At 70.5% G+C, this 15,991-nt stretch carries 15 protein-coding genes; 6 read left to right on the top strand and 9 right to left on the bottom strand.

Annotation, left to right across the window (positions count from 1 at the left end; genetic code table 11):
• Positions 1–75: 75 nt before the first annotated feature.
• On the bottom strand, positions 76–1,938 hold the full coding sequence (gene menD, locus JFC09_RS13295) for a 2-succinyl-5-enolpyruvyl-6-hydroxy-3-cyclohexene-1-carboxylic-acid synthase (RefSeq protein WP_198394508.1): 1,863 nt from the start codon (positions 1,936–1,938) through the stop codon (positions 76–78).
• Positions 1,939–2,181: 243 nt separating this feature from the next.
• On the opposite strand from menD, the gene JFC09_RS13290 reads away from it, so the two are divergent.
• Both JFC09_RS13290 and JFC09_RS13285 read left to right on the top strand, forming a co-directional pair.
• Positions 2,182–3,207 carry an LLM class flavin-dependent oxidoreductase gene (locus tag JFC09_RS13290; RefSeq protein ID WP_198394507.1) on the top strand — a complete coding sequence of 342 codons (1,026 nt, stop codon included), beginning with the start codon at positions 2,182–2,184 and terminating at the stop codon, positions 3,205–3,207.
• A gap of 122 nt (positions 3,208–3,329) precedes the next feature.
• A complete protein-coding gene (locus JFC09_RS13285) occupies positions 3,330–4,100 on the top strand; it encodes a hypothetical protein (protein WP_198394506.1) in 771 nt (256 codons plus the stop codon).
• Positions 4,101–4,189: 89 nt separating this feature from the next.
• Here JFC09_RS13285 and JFC09_RS13280 read toward each other — a convergent pair whose 3' ends face one another.
• Positions 4,190–5,269 carry an o-succinylbenzoate synthase gene (locus tag JFC09_RS13280; protein ID WP_198394505.1) on the bottom strand — a complete coding sequence of 360 codons (1,080 nt, stop codon included), beginning with the start codon at positions 5,267–5,269 and terminating at the stop codon, positions 4,190–4,192.
• Between the two features lie 93 nt (positions 5,270–5,362).
• Between JFC09_RS13280 and JFC09_RS13275 the strand changes: the two genes are divergently transcribed.
• Genes JFC09_RS13275 through JFC09_RS13265 form a run of 3 tightly spaced genes read left to right on the top strand, consistent with a single transcriptional unit; the run spans position 5,363 to position 8,901 of the window.
• Positions 5,363–6,289, top strand: a complete 927-nt coding sequence (locus tag JFC09_RS13275; protein WP_198394504.1) for a 1,4-dihydroxy-2-naphthoyl-CoA synthase — start codon at positions 5,363–5,365, stop codon at positions 6,287–6,289.
• A gap of 43 nt (positions 6,290–6,332) precedes the next feature.
• Positions 6,333–7,931, top strand: a complete 1,599-nt coding sequence (locus tag JFC09_RS16515) for an AMP-binding protein (RefSeq protein WP_332839772.1) — start codon at positions 6,333–6,335, stop codon at positions 7,929–7,931.
• A gap of 34 nt (positions 7,932–7,965) precedes the next feature.
• Positions 7,966–8,901, top strand: a complete 936-nt coding sequence (locus tag JFC09_RS13265) for a 1,4-dihydroxy-2-naphthoate polyprenyltransferase (protein WP_198394503.1) — start codon at positions 7,966–7,968, stop codon at positions 8,899–8,901.
• 36 nt (positions 8,902–8,937) lie between these two features.
• Here the strand turns inward: JFC09_RS13265 and JFC09_RS13260 are convergent, their stop codons facing one another.
• A complete protein-coding gene (locus JFC09_RS13260) occupies positions 8,938–9,213 on the bottom strand; it encodes a DUF4229 domain-containing protein (protein ID WP_198394502.1) in 276 nt (91 codons plus the stop codon).
• 105 nt (positions 9,214–9,318) lie between these two features.
• Here JFC09_RS13260 and JFC09_RS13255 point away from each other — a divergent pair, with 105 nt between their 5' ends.
• The gene (locus JFC09_RS13255; protein WP_198394501.1) at positions 9,319–9,639 is read left to right on the top strand and encodes a PLDc N-terminal domain-containing protein; all 321 of its coding nucleotides are present in this window, start codon (positions 9,319–9,321) and stop codon (positions 9,637–9,639) included.
• A 153-nt stretch (positions 9,640–9,792) separates the two neighbouring features.
• Here the strand turns inward: JFC09_RS13255 and ccsB are convergent, their stop codons facing one another.
• From ccsB to hemL, 6 genes are read right to left on the bottom strand one after another with little or no spacing between them, the layout of a single operon-like run.
• The gene (gene ccsB, locus JFC09_RS13250) at positions 9,793–10,872 is read right to left on the bottom strand and encodes a c-type cytochrome biogenesis protein CcsB (protein WP_198394500.1); all 1,080 of its coding nucleotides are present in this window, start codon (positions 10,870–10,872) and stop codon (positions 9,793–9,795) included.
• Positions 10,873–10,877: 5 nt separating this feature from the next.
• Positions 10,878–12,470: a cytochrome c biogenesis protein ResB gene (gene resB, locus JFC09_RS13245; RefSeq protein ID WP_332839771.1), complete on the bottom strand. Its 1,593-nt coding sequence runs from the start codon at positions 12,468–12,470 to the stop codon at positions 10,878–10,880.
• Positions 12,470–13,249 (bottom strand): cytochrome c biogenesis CcdA family protein, encoded by a 780-nt coding sequence (locus JFC09_RS13240; protein WP_198394499.1) that lies wholly within the window; start codon positions 13,247–13,249, stop codon positions 12,470–12,472. The genes resB and JFC09_RS13240 overlap by 1 nt, the downstream gene beginning before the upstream one ends.
• Entirely contained in the window at positions 13,246–13,887 is a 642-nt protein-coding gene (locus JFC09_RS13235; RefSeq protein WP_198394498.1) for a TlpA family protein disulfide reductase, read from the bottom strand. Before JFC09_RS13235 ends, JFC09_RS13240 begins: the two co-directional genes overlap by 4 nt.
• The gene (locus JFC09_RS13230) at positions 13,884–14,549 is read right to left on the bottom strand and encodes a histidine phosphatase family protein (RefSeq protein WP_198394497.1); all 666 of its coding nucleotides are present in this window, start codon (positions 14,547–14,549) and stop codon (positions 13,884–13,886) included. Before JFC09_RS13230 ends, JFC09_RS13235 begins: the two co-directional genes overlap by 4 nt.
• On the bottom strand, positions 14,549–15,898 hold the full coding sequence (hemL, locus tag JFC09_RS13225) for a glutamate-1-semialdehyde 2,1-aminomutase (protein ID WP_198394496.1): 1,350 nt from the start codon (positions 15,896–15,898) through the stop codon (positions 14,549–14,551). Before hemL ends, JFC09_RS13230 begins: the two co-directional genes overlap by 1 nt.
• Positions 15,899–15,991 lie beyond the last annotated feature (93 nt).

Raw genomic sequence — 15,991 nt, 5'->3', positions numbered from 1 at the left:
AGTTGCACGGGGTCGGGGCGCTCGAGGTCGAGCGTGCCCGTGGTCAGCGGCCCACAGTGTCAGGGGCCCACAGTGTCAGGGGCGCACCGGCGGCAGTCGGAACTGGAAGAGTCCCGGCGCGCCCTCGTCGAGGAACGTGCGGAACCGGTCGTCGAGCCCGCCCTCCGTCGCGTCCGCAGATTGTGCGTCCATGCCCAGGGCTCGTGCGGCTGCCGCGAGGTCGACGCCGTGCGGTGTGCCGAAGAACCGGTCGAATCGGTCCGCCACGTGCGGCTGCGAATGTTCGAGCCCCGCGAAGATCGCCCCGCCGTCGTCGTGGAGGACGATGATCTGGAGAGCCGGACGCCGTTCGTGTCGCGGGACGACGAATCCGCCGAGGTCGTGGAGTGCCGCGAGGTCGCCGATGAGCAGGCGCACGGGTTCTCCGGGCCCGCCGGCCGTCCACTGCGACGGGTCCACTGCGCCGTCTGCGTCCTCGAGTCCCAGTGCCACGCCCGAGGCCGTCGCCACCAGCCCGTCGATGCCCGCCAGTCCGCGGGAGGCGATGACGCGGGCAGGGTGGTGGGGCCGCTGCAGCCGGGCGAGGTGGCGCACGGTGTTGGAGCTCGCCGCGACGAGCACCCCGGGACGTGCGAGCAGCGCGCGAACGGCCTCGTCGACGGTCTCCTGGGGATCCGTGCGCCCGTCGCGTCCGGCGGCGGGCCCGCCCTCCGGAAGCTGCCGCGACAGCGTATTCCACTCCGTCCACCACCTGGGGGCCCCGGCGGATGCGCGTGCCTCCCCGCCAGCGTCAGCTGTGTCGTCGGCCAGGACCTCCGCACCGTCCACCGGACCTGTCACAGGTCCGTCCGTTCCGAGACTGCCCGTCACGAGCCCGTCGGTCGCGAGTCCGTCCGCGTCGTAGGGGAGGTCGACCCGTTCGACGTCGGTCCGGTCGAGGAGCCGTGCAATGGGGCGCGACAGGGTGGGCCTGCCGGTGACGATGACGTGGGTGATGCGGGCGAGCGCGCCCTCTGCGGAGTCCGAGCCGAGCACCTGCGCGTGCGCGGGGATCGTGCGGGAGTGGGAGGCGAACGCGGACGACGGCTCCGCGAACACGGGCACCGCGTGCATCTCCGCCAGCCGCCCGAGGGTCCGCGTCGCGAATCCCAGGTCGTCGCCGGCGACGATCACCGGACGCGCGTGCGGGTCAGCGAGGACGGACCGCACCTGGGCCCAGAGGGTCGCACCAGGCTCGGCTCCTCCCACTGGTCCCACAGGTCCATCCGAACCGAGCGGCCCCTCCGGACCGGCCGGCTCCTCCGAACCGAGCGCTCCTTCCGAACCGAGCGCCCCCTCCGCACCCAGCGACGCAGCCGCCTCACCCGCCACGTCCGGCACGAGCGGCGCATCGAACTGGGTGTTGAGCTGGACCGGCCCGGCAGGTGAGGCGCAGGCGCGGGCGACTGCGGCCTCGGCGGCGGTGGCCCAGTCCGGGCAGCCCCCGGCGTCCGGCACGGCCAGGTCCCACGCGCCGACCACCTCGGGGAGCGACGCGTGCTGGGCGTCGAGCGTCTGGTTCGCGCCCGTCCCGCGCAGACGGGCCGGACGGTCGGCGGTGACGAGCACCAGCGGCAGGTGCGCGTGCGCGGCCTCCATGACGGCCGGGTGCAGGTTGCCCACAGCGGACCCCGAGGTCGTGACGACGGCGACCGGCCGGTGCACCCCGCGCAGCCTGCCCGCCTTCGCGATGCCCAGCGCGGTGAACCCTGCGTCGCGCTCGTCGATCCGGACGTGCAGGCGGAGGGGCCTGTCAGTGCGGGCCAGTCCGGCCTCGGCGTCCGCGAACGCGTAGACGAGCGGTGCGGACCGCGAACCCGGCGACAGGACGACGTCGCGGACACCGGAGGAGAGCAGCGCGCGCACCAGCGTGCGGGCGGAGGCGGTCGAAGCATTCACGCCGCGATTCTCCCACGCGCCGCTCACCGCCCCCCGTGCCCGGTCACAGACCTCACGTGCCCGGTCATCTTCCCGGCAGCCGCGCACCTCGCGGACCGTGCACATCTGATGGGAACAGAACGCGGGGCGCAGCGGTTCCCCCACTGGTCACTTGAAACTTTAACCAGAACTGCGGGGGCGTGCCCCGGCGCGCTACGGGCCGGTCCCGCGGGCAGCCCGCCCCACAGGCAGGAGGAGAACGGCATGGCACTCGAACTCGGACTCGACACTTTCGGCGACGTCACCGTCGACGAGGACGGCACACCGCTGCCGCAGCACCAGGTCATCCGGAACATCGTCGACCAGGCGGTGCTCGCCGATTCCGCGGGCGTCGACTTCATCGGCGTGGGCGAACACCACCGGGACGACTTCGCCGTGTCCGCGCCGGACATCGTGCTCGCCGCGATCGCCGCGCGCACGGAGCGGATCCGCATGGGCTCCGCCGTCACGGTGCTGAGCTCCGACGACCCCATCCGCGTGTTCCAACGGTTCTCCACGATCGACGCGATCTCATCAGGCCGCGCCGAAGTCATCCTGGGCCGTGGATCCTTCACGGAGTCCTTCCCCCTCTTCGGCCTGGACCTGCGTCAGTACGAGCAGCTGTTCGAGGAGAAGCTGGACCTCTTCTCCCACCTCCTCACGGAGGAGCCCGTCACATGGGAGGGCCGCATCCGTGCGCCACTGCGCAATCAGCGCGTCTACCCGCCCACCTGGAACGGCCTCAGGACCTGGATCGCGGTGGGCGGCAGCCCGGAATCCGTCGTCCGGGCCGCGACGTACCGCATCCCGCTCATGCTCGCGGTCATCGGCGGGCCCGTCGAACGATTCGTCCCCTTCGCGGACCTGTACCGCCGGGCGAACGAGCAGCTCGGACAGCCGCAGGCCCCGATCGGTGTCCACTCACCCGGACACGTCGCGGACACCGACACCGAGGCCCGCGATCACCTGCGCGAGCACTGGCTGGCGAACCGCAACCGGATCGGCCGTGAGCGCGGGTGGGGGCCGGCTGGCGACCGGGAGTTCGTCGAAGAGATCGAGGAGGGAGCACTCTACGTGGGCTCCCCCGACACCGTCGCCGCGAAGATCGCCCACGCGGTGCGCACGCTGGGTGTCGACCGCTTCGACCTCAAGTACGCGAACGGCCCCATGCCGCACCCACAGCTCATGCGCTCGATCGAGCTCTACGGCACGGAGGTCATCCCCCGCGTCCGAGCGCTGCTGGAGGAGTGAGCGTCTCACTCGTGTGACCGATCTGCCACACGAGCGGCACGTCCGCCCCTCCCGCGTCCCCTAAGTTTATTCCGTACTGATCACCACGGGATACGGAGTGTCCCGGACTCCGAGGAGTGGGAATGAAGAAGTCGACGATGCGTCTGGCAGTCGTGAGCGCGTGCGTGGGGGCGGGCCTCGTCCTGTCCGCCTGCAGCGGAGGCGGCGACGACGTGGCGGGAGCGGACACTGCGGCAGAGGAACAGGGCGGAGCTGAGGACGCCGGCGCGGACGACACGGCTCCGGACGACACGAGTGCGGACGACACGTCTGCCGATGCCGCCGCGGCACCGGCGACCGAGGACGACCTCGTCGCAGCGGTGGAGGCCGGCGGGTTCTCCGCACAGGTCACGGACACCGGCGACCTCGGCGAGGCCACCGGTGCGATGGGCGACATGACGGTCGAGCCTCAGGAGTGCGAGGTCTTCATGAACGCTGCCATGGCTGCCGCAGAGGACACGGAGACGACCGTGGTCGTGGGTACCCCGTCCGATCCCGCAGCGGGCTCCTTCGGCGGTGCGATCGGCTACCCGTCCGCGGACGACGCGTCGGGCGCGATGCAGACGAACTCCAAAGCACTCGACACGTGCAGCGAGATCACCGTCTCCGGGCAGGGTGTGGAGATCAGCTCCTCGACGACAGAGGTCGACGCCTCCGTCGACGGTGCCGACGACGTCTTCGCGTCGGAGGTCTCCATGGACCTCTCCGGCCAGTCGATGACGACGACGTCCGTGCAGGCCGTCAAGGGCTCCGCGATCGTCACAGTCACCACCACCTCCGGCGCAGGGGTGGAAGGTGCGAGCATCGACGAGCTCAGTGCCACCGCCGCGGACATGATCGCAGCGCTGCCCTGAGCCGCAGGATGACGGACCGCCTCCGTCATGTGACGGAGCGCTTCCGTCATGTGACGGAGCGCTTCCGTCATGTGACGGAGGCGCCTCCCTCAGATGGCGTAGTCGTCGCGGCTGCCGTCCGTGACGTGCTCCCAGCAGGCCTCGATCCGCTCGGTCCAGAACCGGGCGCGTTCGGGGCCTGCGGCGTATTCGCGCAGCAGTGATTCGTCGGGGACCACCCGTCCCAGCGCCAGCGAGCCGTCGTGCGGCAGCAGGGCCGGTTCCGCGACGTCGCCTGAGAACAGTGCGGCGGTGCCCAGTCCGGCTGCGGGACGAGGCCCCAGCAGGCCCTCCGCCGCCTCGGACAGGGGCAGGTGGGCGGCGAGGGCGGCCCCCGCGGCCAGTCCGACGCTCGATTCCAGTGCGGAGGACACGACAGCGGGAAGGCCCGCGGCTTCGATGATCGACGCGGCCGCGCGGATGCCGCCCAGCGGCTGCGCCTTCACGACGATGACGTCCGCAGCCCCCAGTGCGGCGACGCTGAGCGGGTCGGAGACCTTTCGGATCGATTCGTCAGCGGCGATCGGCACGGGGAGGCGTGCGATCGACACCCACTCGCGCAGGCGGGCCAGCCCCTCGACGTCCGCGACGGGCTGCTCCACGTACTGGAGGGGGCCGGTGCGGGCGAGTGCCGTGAGCGCGGTCTTCGCCTCATCGTCGGTGTAGGCGCCGTTCGCGTCGCAGCGCACCGCCGCGTCGGGGAATGCACGCCGCACCGCGTCGATCCGGGCGATGTCGTCGTCGAGCGACGCGATCCCCCGTTCCGCGATCTTGATCTTCACCGCGCCCACACCGGGGTACCGCGCCGCGATCGCGGGCACCTCGTGCGCGGCGACGGCGGGGATCGTCGCGTTGACCGGCACCCCGTCGTCACGCCGGGGCCGGGGGAACGGCAGTGCGGCGGATTCGACGGCGGCCAGCAGCCAGCGGGACGCCTCCGGCACGTCGTACTCGGCGAACGGCGCGAACTCCGCCCACCCCGCCGGCCCCTTGACCAGACAGGTCTCCCTGACGGTGAGACCGCGGAAGCGTGCGGCCATCGGCAGGGCGACGGGGGCGATCCGCTCGAAGAGCTCGTGGGGCTTCGCCGTGTGTTCGAGGACAGTGCGGACCTCCGGGCTGATCAGCATGCACCCCACGATACGTGCCCACCCCCAGGGGTGCGTCAACCCCGGTGGGCGGGCACGGCACACGCCCGCCCACCGGCCGATATGCTGGCGGACATGAGCGACGAACTGGTCTCCGACATCTTCGATCCGACGGCATGGCGGAAGGTGGTGGGCTTCGACTTCACGGACATCACGTACCACCGGGCGATCGACGCGGACGGTGCGGACATAGGCTGCGTGCGCATCGCGTTCGACCGGCCGGAGATTCGCAACGCGTTCCGCCCCCACACGGTCGACGAGCTGTACCGCGCCCTCAACCACGCGCGCCAGACTCCGGACGTCGGCGCGGTCCTGCTGACCGGCAACGGTCCCAGCCCCAAGGACGGCGGGTGGGCGTTCTGCTCCGGCGGCGACCAGCGGATCCGGGGGCGCTCCGGCTACCAGTACGCGGAGGGCGAGACGGCGGAGACGGTCGACCCGGCCCGCGCGGGCCGTCTCCACATCCTCGAGGTGCAGCGGCTCATCCGGACGATGCCGAAGGTCGTCGTCGCCGTGGTGCCCGGGTGGGCGGCCGGCGGCGGGCACTCCCTGCACGTCGTCTGCGACCTCACGATCGCCTCCCGGGAGCACGCGAAGTTCAAGCAGACGGATGCGGACGTGGGCTCCTACGACGCGGGATACGGGTCCGCGTACCTCGCGAAGATGGTGGGCCAGAAGAAGGCGCGCGAGATCTTCTTCCTGGGCCGCGAGTACTCCGCTGAGGACATGGAGCGGCTGGGCGCCGTCAACATCGTCGCCGACCACGCGGAGCTGGAGACGACCGCTCTGGGGGTGGCGCGCGAGATCCTCGGCAAGTCCCCCAATGCGCAGCGCATGCTGAAGTTCGCGTTCAACCTGGTCGACGACGGGCTGGTCGGCCAGCAGGTCTTCGCAGGCGAGGCGACCCGCCTGGGCTACATGACGGACGAGGCCGTCGAGGGCCGTGACGCCTTCCTCCAGAAGCGCGACCCCGACTGGACCCCCTTCCCCTGGTACTACTGAGAGTGACGGGGCGCTGCTGAGCGTGTCGGATCCAGGCAGAGGCGTGACCGCCGCGGTCTCCTCGATGTTGGAGGGCGGGCCGGGCATCCTCCTGCCGCGGGACCGGGACGGCCGCATCCGGACCTTCCCCGCCGGTGCCTTCGACCCGGCCGGAACGCCCCGCCACGCGCCCGCACTGGTCCTCTTCACCTCCGGCTCCACGGGGGCGCCCAAGGGCGTCGCGCTCAGCATCGACGCGTTGGTCGCCTCCGCCCGCGCGACGGAGGGCCTGCTGTCCGGCCCCGGCCGCTGGCACCTCTGCCTCCCGGTCAACCACATCGCGGGCCTCCAGGTGGTGGTGCGTGCGCTGCTCGCCGGTGCGCCGCCCACCACGCCGTCGCCACAGCCTGCGGGTTCACCTGCGCGCCACCCGTCGTTCGACCCCCTCCGGTTCGCGGACGACCTCTCCCACACCCTCGCGGCCGCAGGCGACGACCCGATCTACACGTCTCTCGTCCCCACCCAGCTGAGCCGGGTCCTCACGGTCCCGCAGGCCGCCCGCACGTTGGCCCGCACCTCCGCCGTCCTGCTGGGCGGCGCGTCGATCTCCCCGCAGCTGCTGGAACGTGCTGAAGCCGCGGGTGTACCGGTCGTGCGCACCTACGGCATGAGCGAGACGGCCGGTGGCTGCGTCTACGACGGCCTGCCCTTCCCCGACGTCGACGTCCACATCCACCCTGACGGCCGGATCATCCTCGCGGGCCCCGTGCTCGCGGACGGATACGTGCACGTGGACGACCAGCCCACGACCTCGGGCACCGCCGCCGAGGCCCCGGTCACCCTCACAGCGATCCCCCACCACCCGCGCCTTCCCCTTCCGCGCGCTCCCCACCCGATTCCTTCCCCCGTACCGGATGCTGCCGGTGGTTCAGCCGGTGGCCCTGGCAGTCGGTCAGCCGATGAGCCGGGCTGTGATCCTGCCGGAGCTTCAGAGGAGGGTTCCACGCTCCCGGGAGGGTTCCACGGCGAGGGGCCGGACCGGTTCCTCGTCACGAGCGACCTCGGGCGATGGGAGCAGGAGGAACCCGGGCACCGTCCGGGAACACCCGGGCCGGCGGGACACAGGACCCGGCCGGGACCTCGGGCACGGATCGCGGTGCTGGGACGTGCCGACGACGTGATCGTGACGGGAGGCGAGAACGTCTCCCCCCACGAGGTCGAGACGGCCCTCCTGCCGGTCACGGAGCCGTGGGGCTTCTCCGACGTCCTCGTCACCTCGCGTGAGGATCCCGAGTGGGGCGAGGTGCTCGTCGCGCTCCTCGTGCCCGCAGAGACCGAGCAAGCACCCACAGACACCGAGCAGGTGACCAGAGAGGCCGAGCAGGTGTCCACAGACGTGAGGCGTGCCCCTGTCAGCGGCTCCGACCACGACGGTGACGGCGGTGACGGCGGCGTCGACCCAGGTGTCTCCCGGCCCGTCCGTGCGGCACCTGACGAGCTCGTCGCGGCGATGCGCACGGGGCTCGCAGAGCGCGGGATGACCGGTGCGCTGGTCCCCCGGCACGCCCTCCTCGTCGACGCGCTGCCCGTGAAATCCATCGGGAAGCCCGACCGGGCGGCGGCACGGGCGCTCGCGCGCTCATCACCGCCCGCAGATGGGTAGGATACGGAAGGTTCGACGGAAGGAGAGGGTGCCGATGGCCACGTTCGGCGAGTGGGTCGAAGGTGCGCGGCTGCGCACACTCCCCCTGGCGATCGCACCTGTGCTCATCGGGGCGGGAGCCGGGCTGGGCGCACTCGGCGGCTTCTCCACGATCATCCTCGGATCCACCGGCCCGGGTGAACCCCCGCCCATCAACATCGGCGTCATCCTCGTGATGATCGCGCTCGCGCTCGTCGTGTCGCTGGGCCTGCAGATCGGCTCGAACTACGCGAACGACTACTCGGACGGCATCCGTGGCACGGATGACGTGCGGGTGGGACCCGTCCGTCTCACAGCGTCCGGGGCAGCAGAGCCCGCCACCGTCAAACGTGCCGCCTTCCTCAGCTTCGGTGTGGCAGGCATCGCGGGCGTCGCGCTCGTCCTCCTGTCGAGGCAGTGGTGGCTGGTGCCCGTGGGCGCCGCCGCCGTCCTCGCCGCGTGGTACTACACCGGCGGCAAGCGGCCGTACGGCTACATGGCCCTGGGCGAGGTGTTCGTCTTCACGTTCTTCGGCCTCGTCGCCACCCTGGGCACCGCCTCCGCGATTTCCGGCGGGGTGACGCTGTCCGCCGTGAGCGGGGCGATCGCCGTCGGGCTGTTCGCCTGCGGCGTCCTCATGGCGAACAACATCCGCGACATCCCCACCGACCGCGAGGTCGGCAAGACCACACTGGCCGTCGTCCTGGGCGATTCGATGGCGCGCGCCGTCTACATCGTGTTCGTCGCGGCACCGTTCGTCATGCTCATGGGCCCCATCGTCGACGGCCATCCCGCCGCGGTCATCGCCGTCCTGTCGCTGGTGCTCGTCCTGCACCCCGTGCGGATCGTCCTGTCCGGCGCCACCGGTGCGGACCTCATCCCCACGATCAAGGCGACGTCACTGGCGGCCCTGGCGTTCTCGTTCCTGCTGGCCCTGGGCATCGCACTCTGAGGCTGAGCGCGACCGCTCGAAGGCCGAGCGTGACGGTCACGCGTCGTCGATCGTGCGGTCCTCGTCGGCCTCGTCACGGCGCGGCTTCTTCGCCGCCTTCTTCTTCTCCTCGCGACGACGCTCCACCCCGCCGATGAGCTCTTCCGCGGACTTCTCCCGCAGCGGGGCGAGGATCACAAAGCTCAGCAGCGCGGAGATGACGATCCCTGCGACCGCGCCCCAGAGCGAACGGCCCCAGATCGTCCAGATGACCAGGACGCAGCCGACCAGAAGCCCCAGGCGGGCGACGTTGTAGAGGAGGAAAGAGCGCATGATCCTCAAGTGTAGTGACCGGCCTGCCGCACCGTTCTCAGACTGTGTCCTGAACACTGCGAACCCTCAGCATCCGGCAGACCGGCGTCGACTAGGATTGTGGGTATGGCAAGGGGAATCATCGTCGCCGTCGTACTGGCCGTCGCAATCACGCTCTACAGCGTGTTCGACTGCGCTGCGCGTCCGCGCGACCAGGTCGCCGCACTCCCCAAATGGGCATGGATCCTTGTGATCCTCCTGCTGCCCATCATCGGTGCCGGGCTGTGGTTCCTCATCGGCCGCAAACGGGCCGACGGCGGGTTCGGCGGCCGCAGAGTCGCACGCCCCTCCGCTCCGGACGACGACCCGGACTTCCTCCGCCGCATCGCGGAGGATGTGGAACAGCAGCAGCGCCGCGAACGGCGCGAGCGCGGCGAGTTCGACTGACCCACCGCGGCTCACGCCGCTCTCACTGCTTCACCCCTGCGGGGCACTGCCCCGATCCACCGGGGTCACTGCGGAATCCCTGCGGGCACTGCCGTTCCGGCTGGGATCGCGGCAGTTCCGGACGGGATCACGGGCCCGCCGCGCCGTCGGCGGTCACACTCCCGAATACGCGTGGAGTCCGTTGAAGTACAGATTGACGACGGAGAAGTTGAACAGCACCGTCGCGATGCCGACGAGGTTGAGGACGGCCACGCGGTTCGCGGTCCACCCACGCGTCGCACGGGCGTGCAGGTAGGCCGCGTAGACGACCCAGACGACGAACGTCCAGATCTCCTTCGAATCCCAGCCCCAGTAGCGGCCCCAGGCGATCTCCGCCCAGAACGCCCCGGCGACCAGCGTGAACGTCCACGTCACGAAGCCGACGGCGGCCAGGCGGTACGAGATCTTCTCGAGCTCCTTCGACCGCGGCAGCATGTTGATGAAGCGCAGCGGTCCCCGCCACGGCTTCGACTCGCTGCGGCTGCGCAGCATCTGCACGATCGCGATGATCGCGGACAGGTAGAGCAGCACCGTCGACAGGATCGCGATCGGGACGTGGATCCAGATCCAGTAGTTGTTGAGCGCGGGGATGATCTGCGCGGCGGGAGTGTGGAACACCGTGATGCAGAGACCCAGGGTCAGCAGGACGGAGAACGTCACGAACGTGCCCAGGTACCGCACGTCACGCACAGCCAGCAGGACGAGGTAGCCCACTGTCACCATCGCGGAGGCGATGAGCGCGTACTCCATCATGTTCGACCACGGCACACGCATGACCGCGAGCGTCCGGGTCACGATGGCGGCCACGTGGAGGAGCCCCGCCAGGACGGTGAGGGCTGTGCCGGCACGCGCCCAGCGCCGCAGATCCGGGGTCTTCGAGGCGGCCCCGGAACCCGCGTCGGCACCCGCGGCGGAATCCGAGCCTGCGCCGTCACTCCCGCCGTCGAGCACGGCGGTCGCGGTACTGCTGCCCGTCCCCCCGCGGCGTGCCGAGGCCGAGACCTTCGAGCGGGCGTCCGAACGGGCGTCCGATCCGGCTTTCAGGCGGGCTTTCGACCCGGCCTGAGGGATCTCCCCTGCGAAGGCGGGGCCGAACAGGTCGAACGCGTAGATGATGAACGCGACCGCGTACACCGCCATCGCCGAATAGATGAGCAGGTTCGACCACTGTGCCAGTGCGACGTTGACGTCCATGACCTCTACTTCCCCGTGCGATTCTGTGCGGTGTCCGAGTCCGGCGATGCGGTTCCGGGCTCGACAGACTCTAGTGCGAGAACCTGTGTGAGCTCTGCGACGGCCTCATCGACTCGCGGGTCCTCCCCACGCGCCAGGCCTGCGATCTCGACGTCATCGCCGCTGACCCGCACCCACACGCGCCTGCGCGGGACGAAGAGCGACAGGGCGAGACCGCCGAACAGCAGCAGCATGAAGGGCAGCATCCACACCTGCACCGGGTCGTGGTGCACGTCGAGTGCCGCGTACTTGCGGATCTCTTCGAACGTCACCGTGCCGTGGCCGTCCGGCAGCGTGGCGGTGTCGCCCGGCCGCATGACCAGCTGGAAATCCGATCCGTCGGTGTCGACGAGCCGCGCCAGGTCGTCCGTCTCCAGCTGGTACACCGACTGCGGCACACCGGTGTCCAGTCCCAGGTCGCCGGTGTAGACGTCCATGACGAGCAGTGGATTGCGCAGTTCCGCGAACGTGGAGACGAGCTCGCCCTGATCGTTGTTCCCCGCGGTCGGCAGGAGCACCCCGCCGAATCCCAGCTGGTCCGGGTTCGCGTCCGGCACCTTGAGGACGCCGGTGGAGGTGTACACCCCGTCCTGCGGCAGGAACACGACCGGGCCGGAATAGGTGACGTTTCCGTCCGCGTCGCGGGTCGTGACGACCGGCGCATAGCCGTTGCCGATCAGGTAGACGCGCGCGCCGTCGACGCGGACCGGTTCGTTGGGTCGCAGGAGGAACCGTTCCGACCCGTCCGGGGTGTCGAGGGTGACCTGCGCGTCGAACCGCCGCGGCTGTCCGAACTGTGCGCCCTCCGCCTGGTCGTCGAAGCGCGTCTCCAGGCTGTCGAGGGTGAGGCGGAACTCCGGCAGCTCGCTCGCGTCGAAGTACGTGCCGGGTTCGAACGAGTCGTAGGAGACGAGCGAGTGGGAGAACGTCTCGCCCTCCACGAGCACCCTCTGCCCGTAGTACCCGAACAGCCCGCCCAGCGCCATGATGATGACGGTCACGAGGATCGACACGTGGAACACGAGGTTCCCGGTCTCCTTGAGGTATCCGCGCTCCGCCGCGATGTGGTCGTCCGTCCGCACCATCCGGTAGCCGGCCTTCTTCAGGGCGGACTGCGCCTCGTCGAGGAGGTCGTCCGGGGCGCGGGTCGTCGACCCGTCGGACAGGGGCGTGGTGCTGTAGGCGGACATCCGGGTGAGGCGCCGCGGTGCGAGCGGTGGGTCCTGTCGCATCGCCCGGTAGTGCTGTCGGGCGCGCGGGATGATGCAGCCGACCAGCGACACCATGAGCAGGATGTACACCGCGGAGAACCACACGGACGTGTACACGTCGAAGAGCTGGACGGCGTCGAGGAAGTTCCCCAGTGCCCCGTTCTCCTCGATGAACGTCGAGACGGCGCCGGGGTCCTGGATGCGCTGCGGCAGCAGCGACCCGGGGATCGCCGCGAGTGCCAGGACGAGCAGCAGGATGAGCGCCGCCCGCATCGTCGTGAGCTGACGCCAGCCCCATCGCAGCATCCCGACCACACCGATGTCGGGCGCGTTCTTCTGCGCGTTCACTAGATGACCACCTCGAATCCTGCGATCGTGCCCTGCAGGCTGTTGATCCACATCGTCCACACTCCGCTCAGCAGCAGCACGCCCAGGACGATGAGCATGATCCCACCGGCCCGCATGATGCCGACCTGGTGCCTCCGCACCCACTCCAGCCTGCCCAGTCCCTTGTGGATGAGGACGGCGACGACGAGGAAGGGGATGCCGAGTCCCAGACAGTAGACGAACGTGAGCAGCGTTCCGCGCATGAGTGCGCCCTGTGCTCCGAAACCGGTCGACAGCGCGAGCACTGCCGCAAGCGTGGGGCCCATGCACGGCGCCCAGCTCAGGGCGAAGACCGCGCCCAGCGCGGGGGCGCCGGCCAGCCCGGCACGTGGCCGGCGCGTGACCTGCGTGGTCCGCTGCAGGAACGGGATGCCTCCCATGAAGATCACTCCGGCGAGGATCACGACGATGCCCAGGATGCGGTTGACGACGCCCAGCCACTCGTTGAGGAACATGCCCAGCGTGGAGAACGCGGCGCCCATCGCCACGAACACGGCGGCGAAGCCCAGCACGAACAGGCTGACGCCCATCACGACGCGGGACGTCTTCCGGTCCTCGAGCGAGGTCCCGGACAGCCCCGTCACATAGCCGATGTAGCCGGGCACCAGCGGCAGCACGCACGGCGACACGAAGGACACCACGCCCGCGAGTGCCGCGACGAGCACCGCCAGCAGCAGGGGGCCGCTCAGCACCGTCTGTGCGAAGGACTCACCCAGTCCGGATCCCACGACCTCGGTCACTCGGCGAGGACGTCTTCGATGAGGCCGGTGAGCGTCGACCGGGTCACAGCTCCCACGACACGGGCGGCTGCGCGGCCGGACGGGTCGAGGACGACGGTGGACGGTGTGGCCTGCGGCGGGAGGACGCCGGACAGCAGCGACACCATCGACCCGTCCCCGTCGATCATGATGGGGTACGGCACTTCGAAGGAGCGGACGAACGATTCTGCCGTCGCCGCCTGGTCGCGGACATTCACGCCGAGGAACTCGACCTGGTCGCCGAAGTGCTCGTACGTGGCGTTGAGATCCGGTGCCTCCACCCGGCATGGCGGGCAGGCGGCGTACCAGAGGTTGATCGCGACGACCTTGGGCCGCCAATCGGCGAGACTCGCGGATTCACCCGTGAGCAGATCGAACGAGAGGTCCAGCGGTTCGCCGCGGTCGTCACCCGTGAGCTGGGTGATGACGCCGCTGCCGGACACGTAGCCCTTGTCCTCACCGGAGCGCGCCTGCTCTGCGAGGTCCTCCGACCCGGAGGAGCCGCAGCCGGCCAGTGCGAGGCCCGACAGCCCGAGGATCCCCAGCGCACCGCGGCGCGTCGAGAGGGGATTCCACCCTGCGTTCCCGCTGACAGCGCGTGCTCGGTCGTCTCCCCTCATGCCCCTGTACCCGGCTGGGTGGGCTGCATGTCACGTGCGATGTCGTCGTATTCCACGACGTCCAGTGTGCCGGACCCGTCTGAGAAACTCGTGACTGAGGCGAGTGCGCACTGCCGCTTCCGCGGGTCGTGCACGAGCGGCCGCTTCTCCGTCCAGAGGCGCGTCGACCAGATCGGCAGCTGGTGGGACACGATCGCTCCGGAGACCTCGTCGAGCCCCTCCCGGGCGGCGATCGCCGCGAGTCGGGAGCGCAGCGACATCATCGCGGCACGCACGCGCATCGCCTGGTCGATGTAGGGCTCGCCCCACGACGGGCGCATCGGATTGCGGACCAGGTAGAGGGAGCGGGGGTCGCGCATGAGCGATTCCTTCGTCACCCTCGTGCCCTCGAAGTCGTTCTCCGCCTCGAGGACGCGCTCCTCGAGGGAGACCGGCAGCCCCAGCCTCGAGGCGAGCGGTGCGATCGTCTCCTGCGCCCGCTGGAGCGGTGAGGACACGAGCGCACGCAGGTGCGGGTCCTTCTCCGGCAGGACGTCCGCGACCCGCTCCGCCATCTCGAAGCCCCGCTCGGAGAGTCCGTAGCCGGGGATCCGGCCGTAGAGGATCCCCTCCGGGTTGTAGACCTCGCCGTGGCGGACGAGGTGGATGCGCAGCTGCACCATCAGGACTCCGACCCCTCTGCCGCATTCCCGGCGGCAGCCGCGGCCGCCTTCGCCGCGGCCGGCAGGGCCGTGATGATGCGGTCGAGCACGTCGTCCGTGTGCGCGTACGACAGGAACCACGCTTCGAACGCCGACGGCGGCAGGTGGACGCCGGAGGTGAGCATCGACTGGAAGAACGCGGCGTGCGCCTGCGTGTCCTGGGTGCGGGCGTCGTCGTAGTCCCGCACCTCGCGGTCGGTGAAGAAGACGGAGAACATCGAGTTCGCGCTCTGGATGCGGTGGGCGACGCCCTCCGCCGTGAGCGCCTCCCCGACGGCTGCGCGCAGCGTGTCCGCCGCCACTTCCAGCCGCGGGTAGACGTCGAGCTCCCGCGTGAGCCGCAGGGTCGTGAGGCCGGCCGCGGAGGCGACGGGGTTCCCGGACAGGGTCCCCGCCTGGTACACGGGTCCCGCAGGTGCCAGGTGCTCCATCACGTCGCGGCGACCGCCGAACGCGGCCGTGGGGAAACCGCCGCCCATGACCTTGCCGAAGGTGAAGAGGTCCGCAGCGCCGTCCGGGTAGCCGTCCCGCTTCGACTCGTAGCCGTACCAGCCGGCGTCCGACACGCGGAAGCCCGTCATGACCTCGTCGGAGACCATGAGTGCGCCGTGTGCCTTCGTGAGCTTCCGGATGAGCTGCGTGAAGCCGTCGACCGGCGGGACGACGCCCATGTTGCCGGGGCTCGCCTCCGTGATGACGCACGCGATGTCCTCACCGTGCTCCGCGAACGCGGCTGCGAGCGCCTCCTGGTCGTTGTAGGGCAGGACCAGCGTGTCCGCCGCCGAGGCCCCGGTCACCCCGGGCGTGTCCGGCAGGGAGAATGTCGCGAGACCCGACCCCGCGGCGGCCAGCAGTGCGTCCACGTGGCCGTGGTAGCAGCCGGCGAACTTCACGATCTTCGACCGTCCCGTCACGCCGCGGGCCAGACGGATGGCCGACATCGTCGCCTCCGTCCCGGAGTTCACGAGGCGCACCTGCTCGACCGGCTCGACACGGGAGACGATCTCCTCGCAGAGCAGCACCTCGGCCTCGGCGGGGGTGCCGAAGCTGAACCCGAGGCCGGCGGCCTCACGGACCGCGGCGACCACCTCGGGATGGGAGTGACCGAGGATCATGGGACCCCAGGAGCCGATGAGGTCCACGTAGTCGCGACCGTCGACGTCGGTGAGCGTCGCACCGTCCGCGCGCGCGATGAAGCGGGGCGTGCCGCCGACCGCGCCGAACGCGCGGACCGGGGAGTTCACTCCTCCCGGGATGACGGCGCGAGCGCGATCGAACAGTGCGGCGGATGCGGGGGCGGGGTGAGTCATGGGACTTCCTCTCCGTCGGTGACGTGCGGCTCGGTGGGACGTGCGGGGGCAGGTTGGGCGAGTGCAGGCTGGGCTCGTGCAGGCCGGACTCGT

This window comes from Brevibacterium yomogidense (genome assembly GCF_016107685.1).
In the GTDB taxonomy this organism is placed as follows: domain Bacteria; phylum Actinomycetota; class Actinomycetes; order Actinomycetales; family Brevibacteriaceae; genus Brevibacterium; species Brevibacterium yomogidense.
Note: the sequence above shows the minus strand (reverse complement) of the source record. Positions and strands in the feature narration are given on the sequence as shown.

Excerpts from the sequence above, each read along its gene's own strand:
- JFC09_RS13290 (WP_198394507.1), top strand. The coding sequence starts at position 2,182 with ATGGCACTCGAACTCGGACTCGACACTTTCGGCGACGTCACCGTCGAC.
- JFC09_RS13285 (WP_198394506.1), top strand. The coding sequence starts at position 3,330 with ATGAAGAAGTCGACGATGCGTCTGGCAGTCGTGAGCGCGTGCGTGGGG.
- JFC09_RS13280 (WP_198394505.1), bottom strand. The coding sequence starts at position 5,269 with ATGCTGATCAGCCCGGAGGTCCGCACTGTCCTCGAACACACGGCGAAG.
- JFC09_RS13275 (WP_198394504.1), top strand. The coding sequence starts at position 5,363 with ATGAGCGACGAACTGGTCTCCGACATCTTCGATCCGACGGCATGGCGG.
- JFC09_RS13265 (WP_198394503.1), top strand. The coding sequence starts at position 7,966 with ATGGCCACGTTCGGCGAGTGGGTCGAAGGTGCGCGGCTGCGCACACTC.
- JFC09_RS13260 (WP_198394502.1), bottom strand. The coding sequence starts at position 9,213 with ATGCGCTCTTTCCTCCTCTACAACGTCGCCCGCCTGGGGCTTCTGGTC.
- JFC09_RS13255 (WP_198394501.1), top strand. The coding sequence starts at position 9,319 with ATGGCAAGGGGAATCATCGTCGCCGTCGTACTGGCCGTCGCAATCACG.
- ccsB (WP_198394500.1), bottom strand. The coding sequence starts at position 10,872 with ATGGACGTCAACGTCGCACTGGCACAGTGGTCGAACCTGCTCATCTAT.
- JFC09_RS13235 (WP_198394498.1), bottom strand. The coding sequence starts at position 13,887 with ATGAGGGGAGACGACCGAGCACGCGCTGTCAGCGGGAACGCAGGGTGG.
- JFC09_RS13230 (WP_198394497.1), bottom strand. The coding sequence starts at position 14,549 with ATGGTGCAGCTGCGCATCCACCTCGTCCGCCACGGCGAGGTCTACAAC.
- hemL (WP_198394496.1), bottom strand. The coding sequence starts at position 15,898 with ATGACTCACCCCGCCCCCGCATCCGCCGCACTGTTCGATCGCGCTCGC.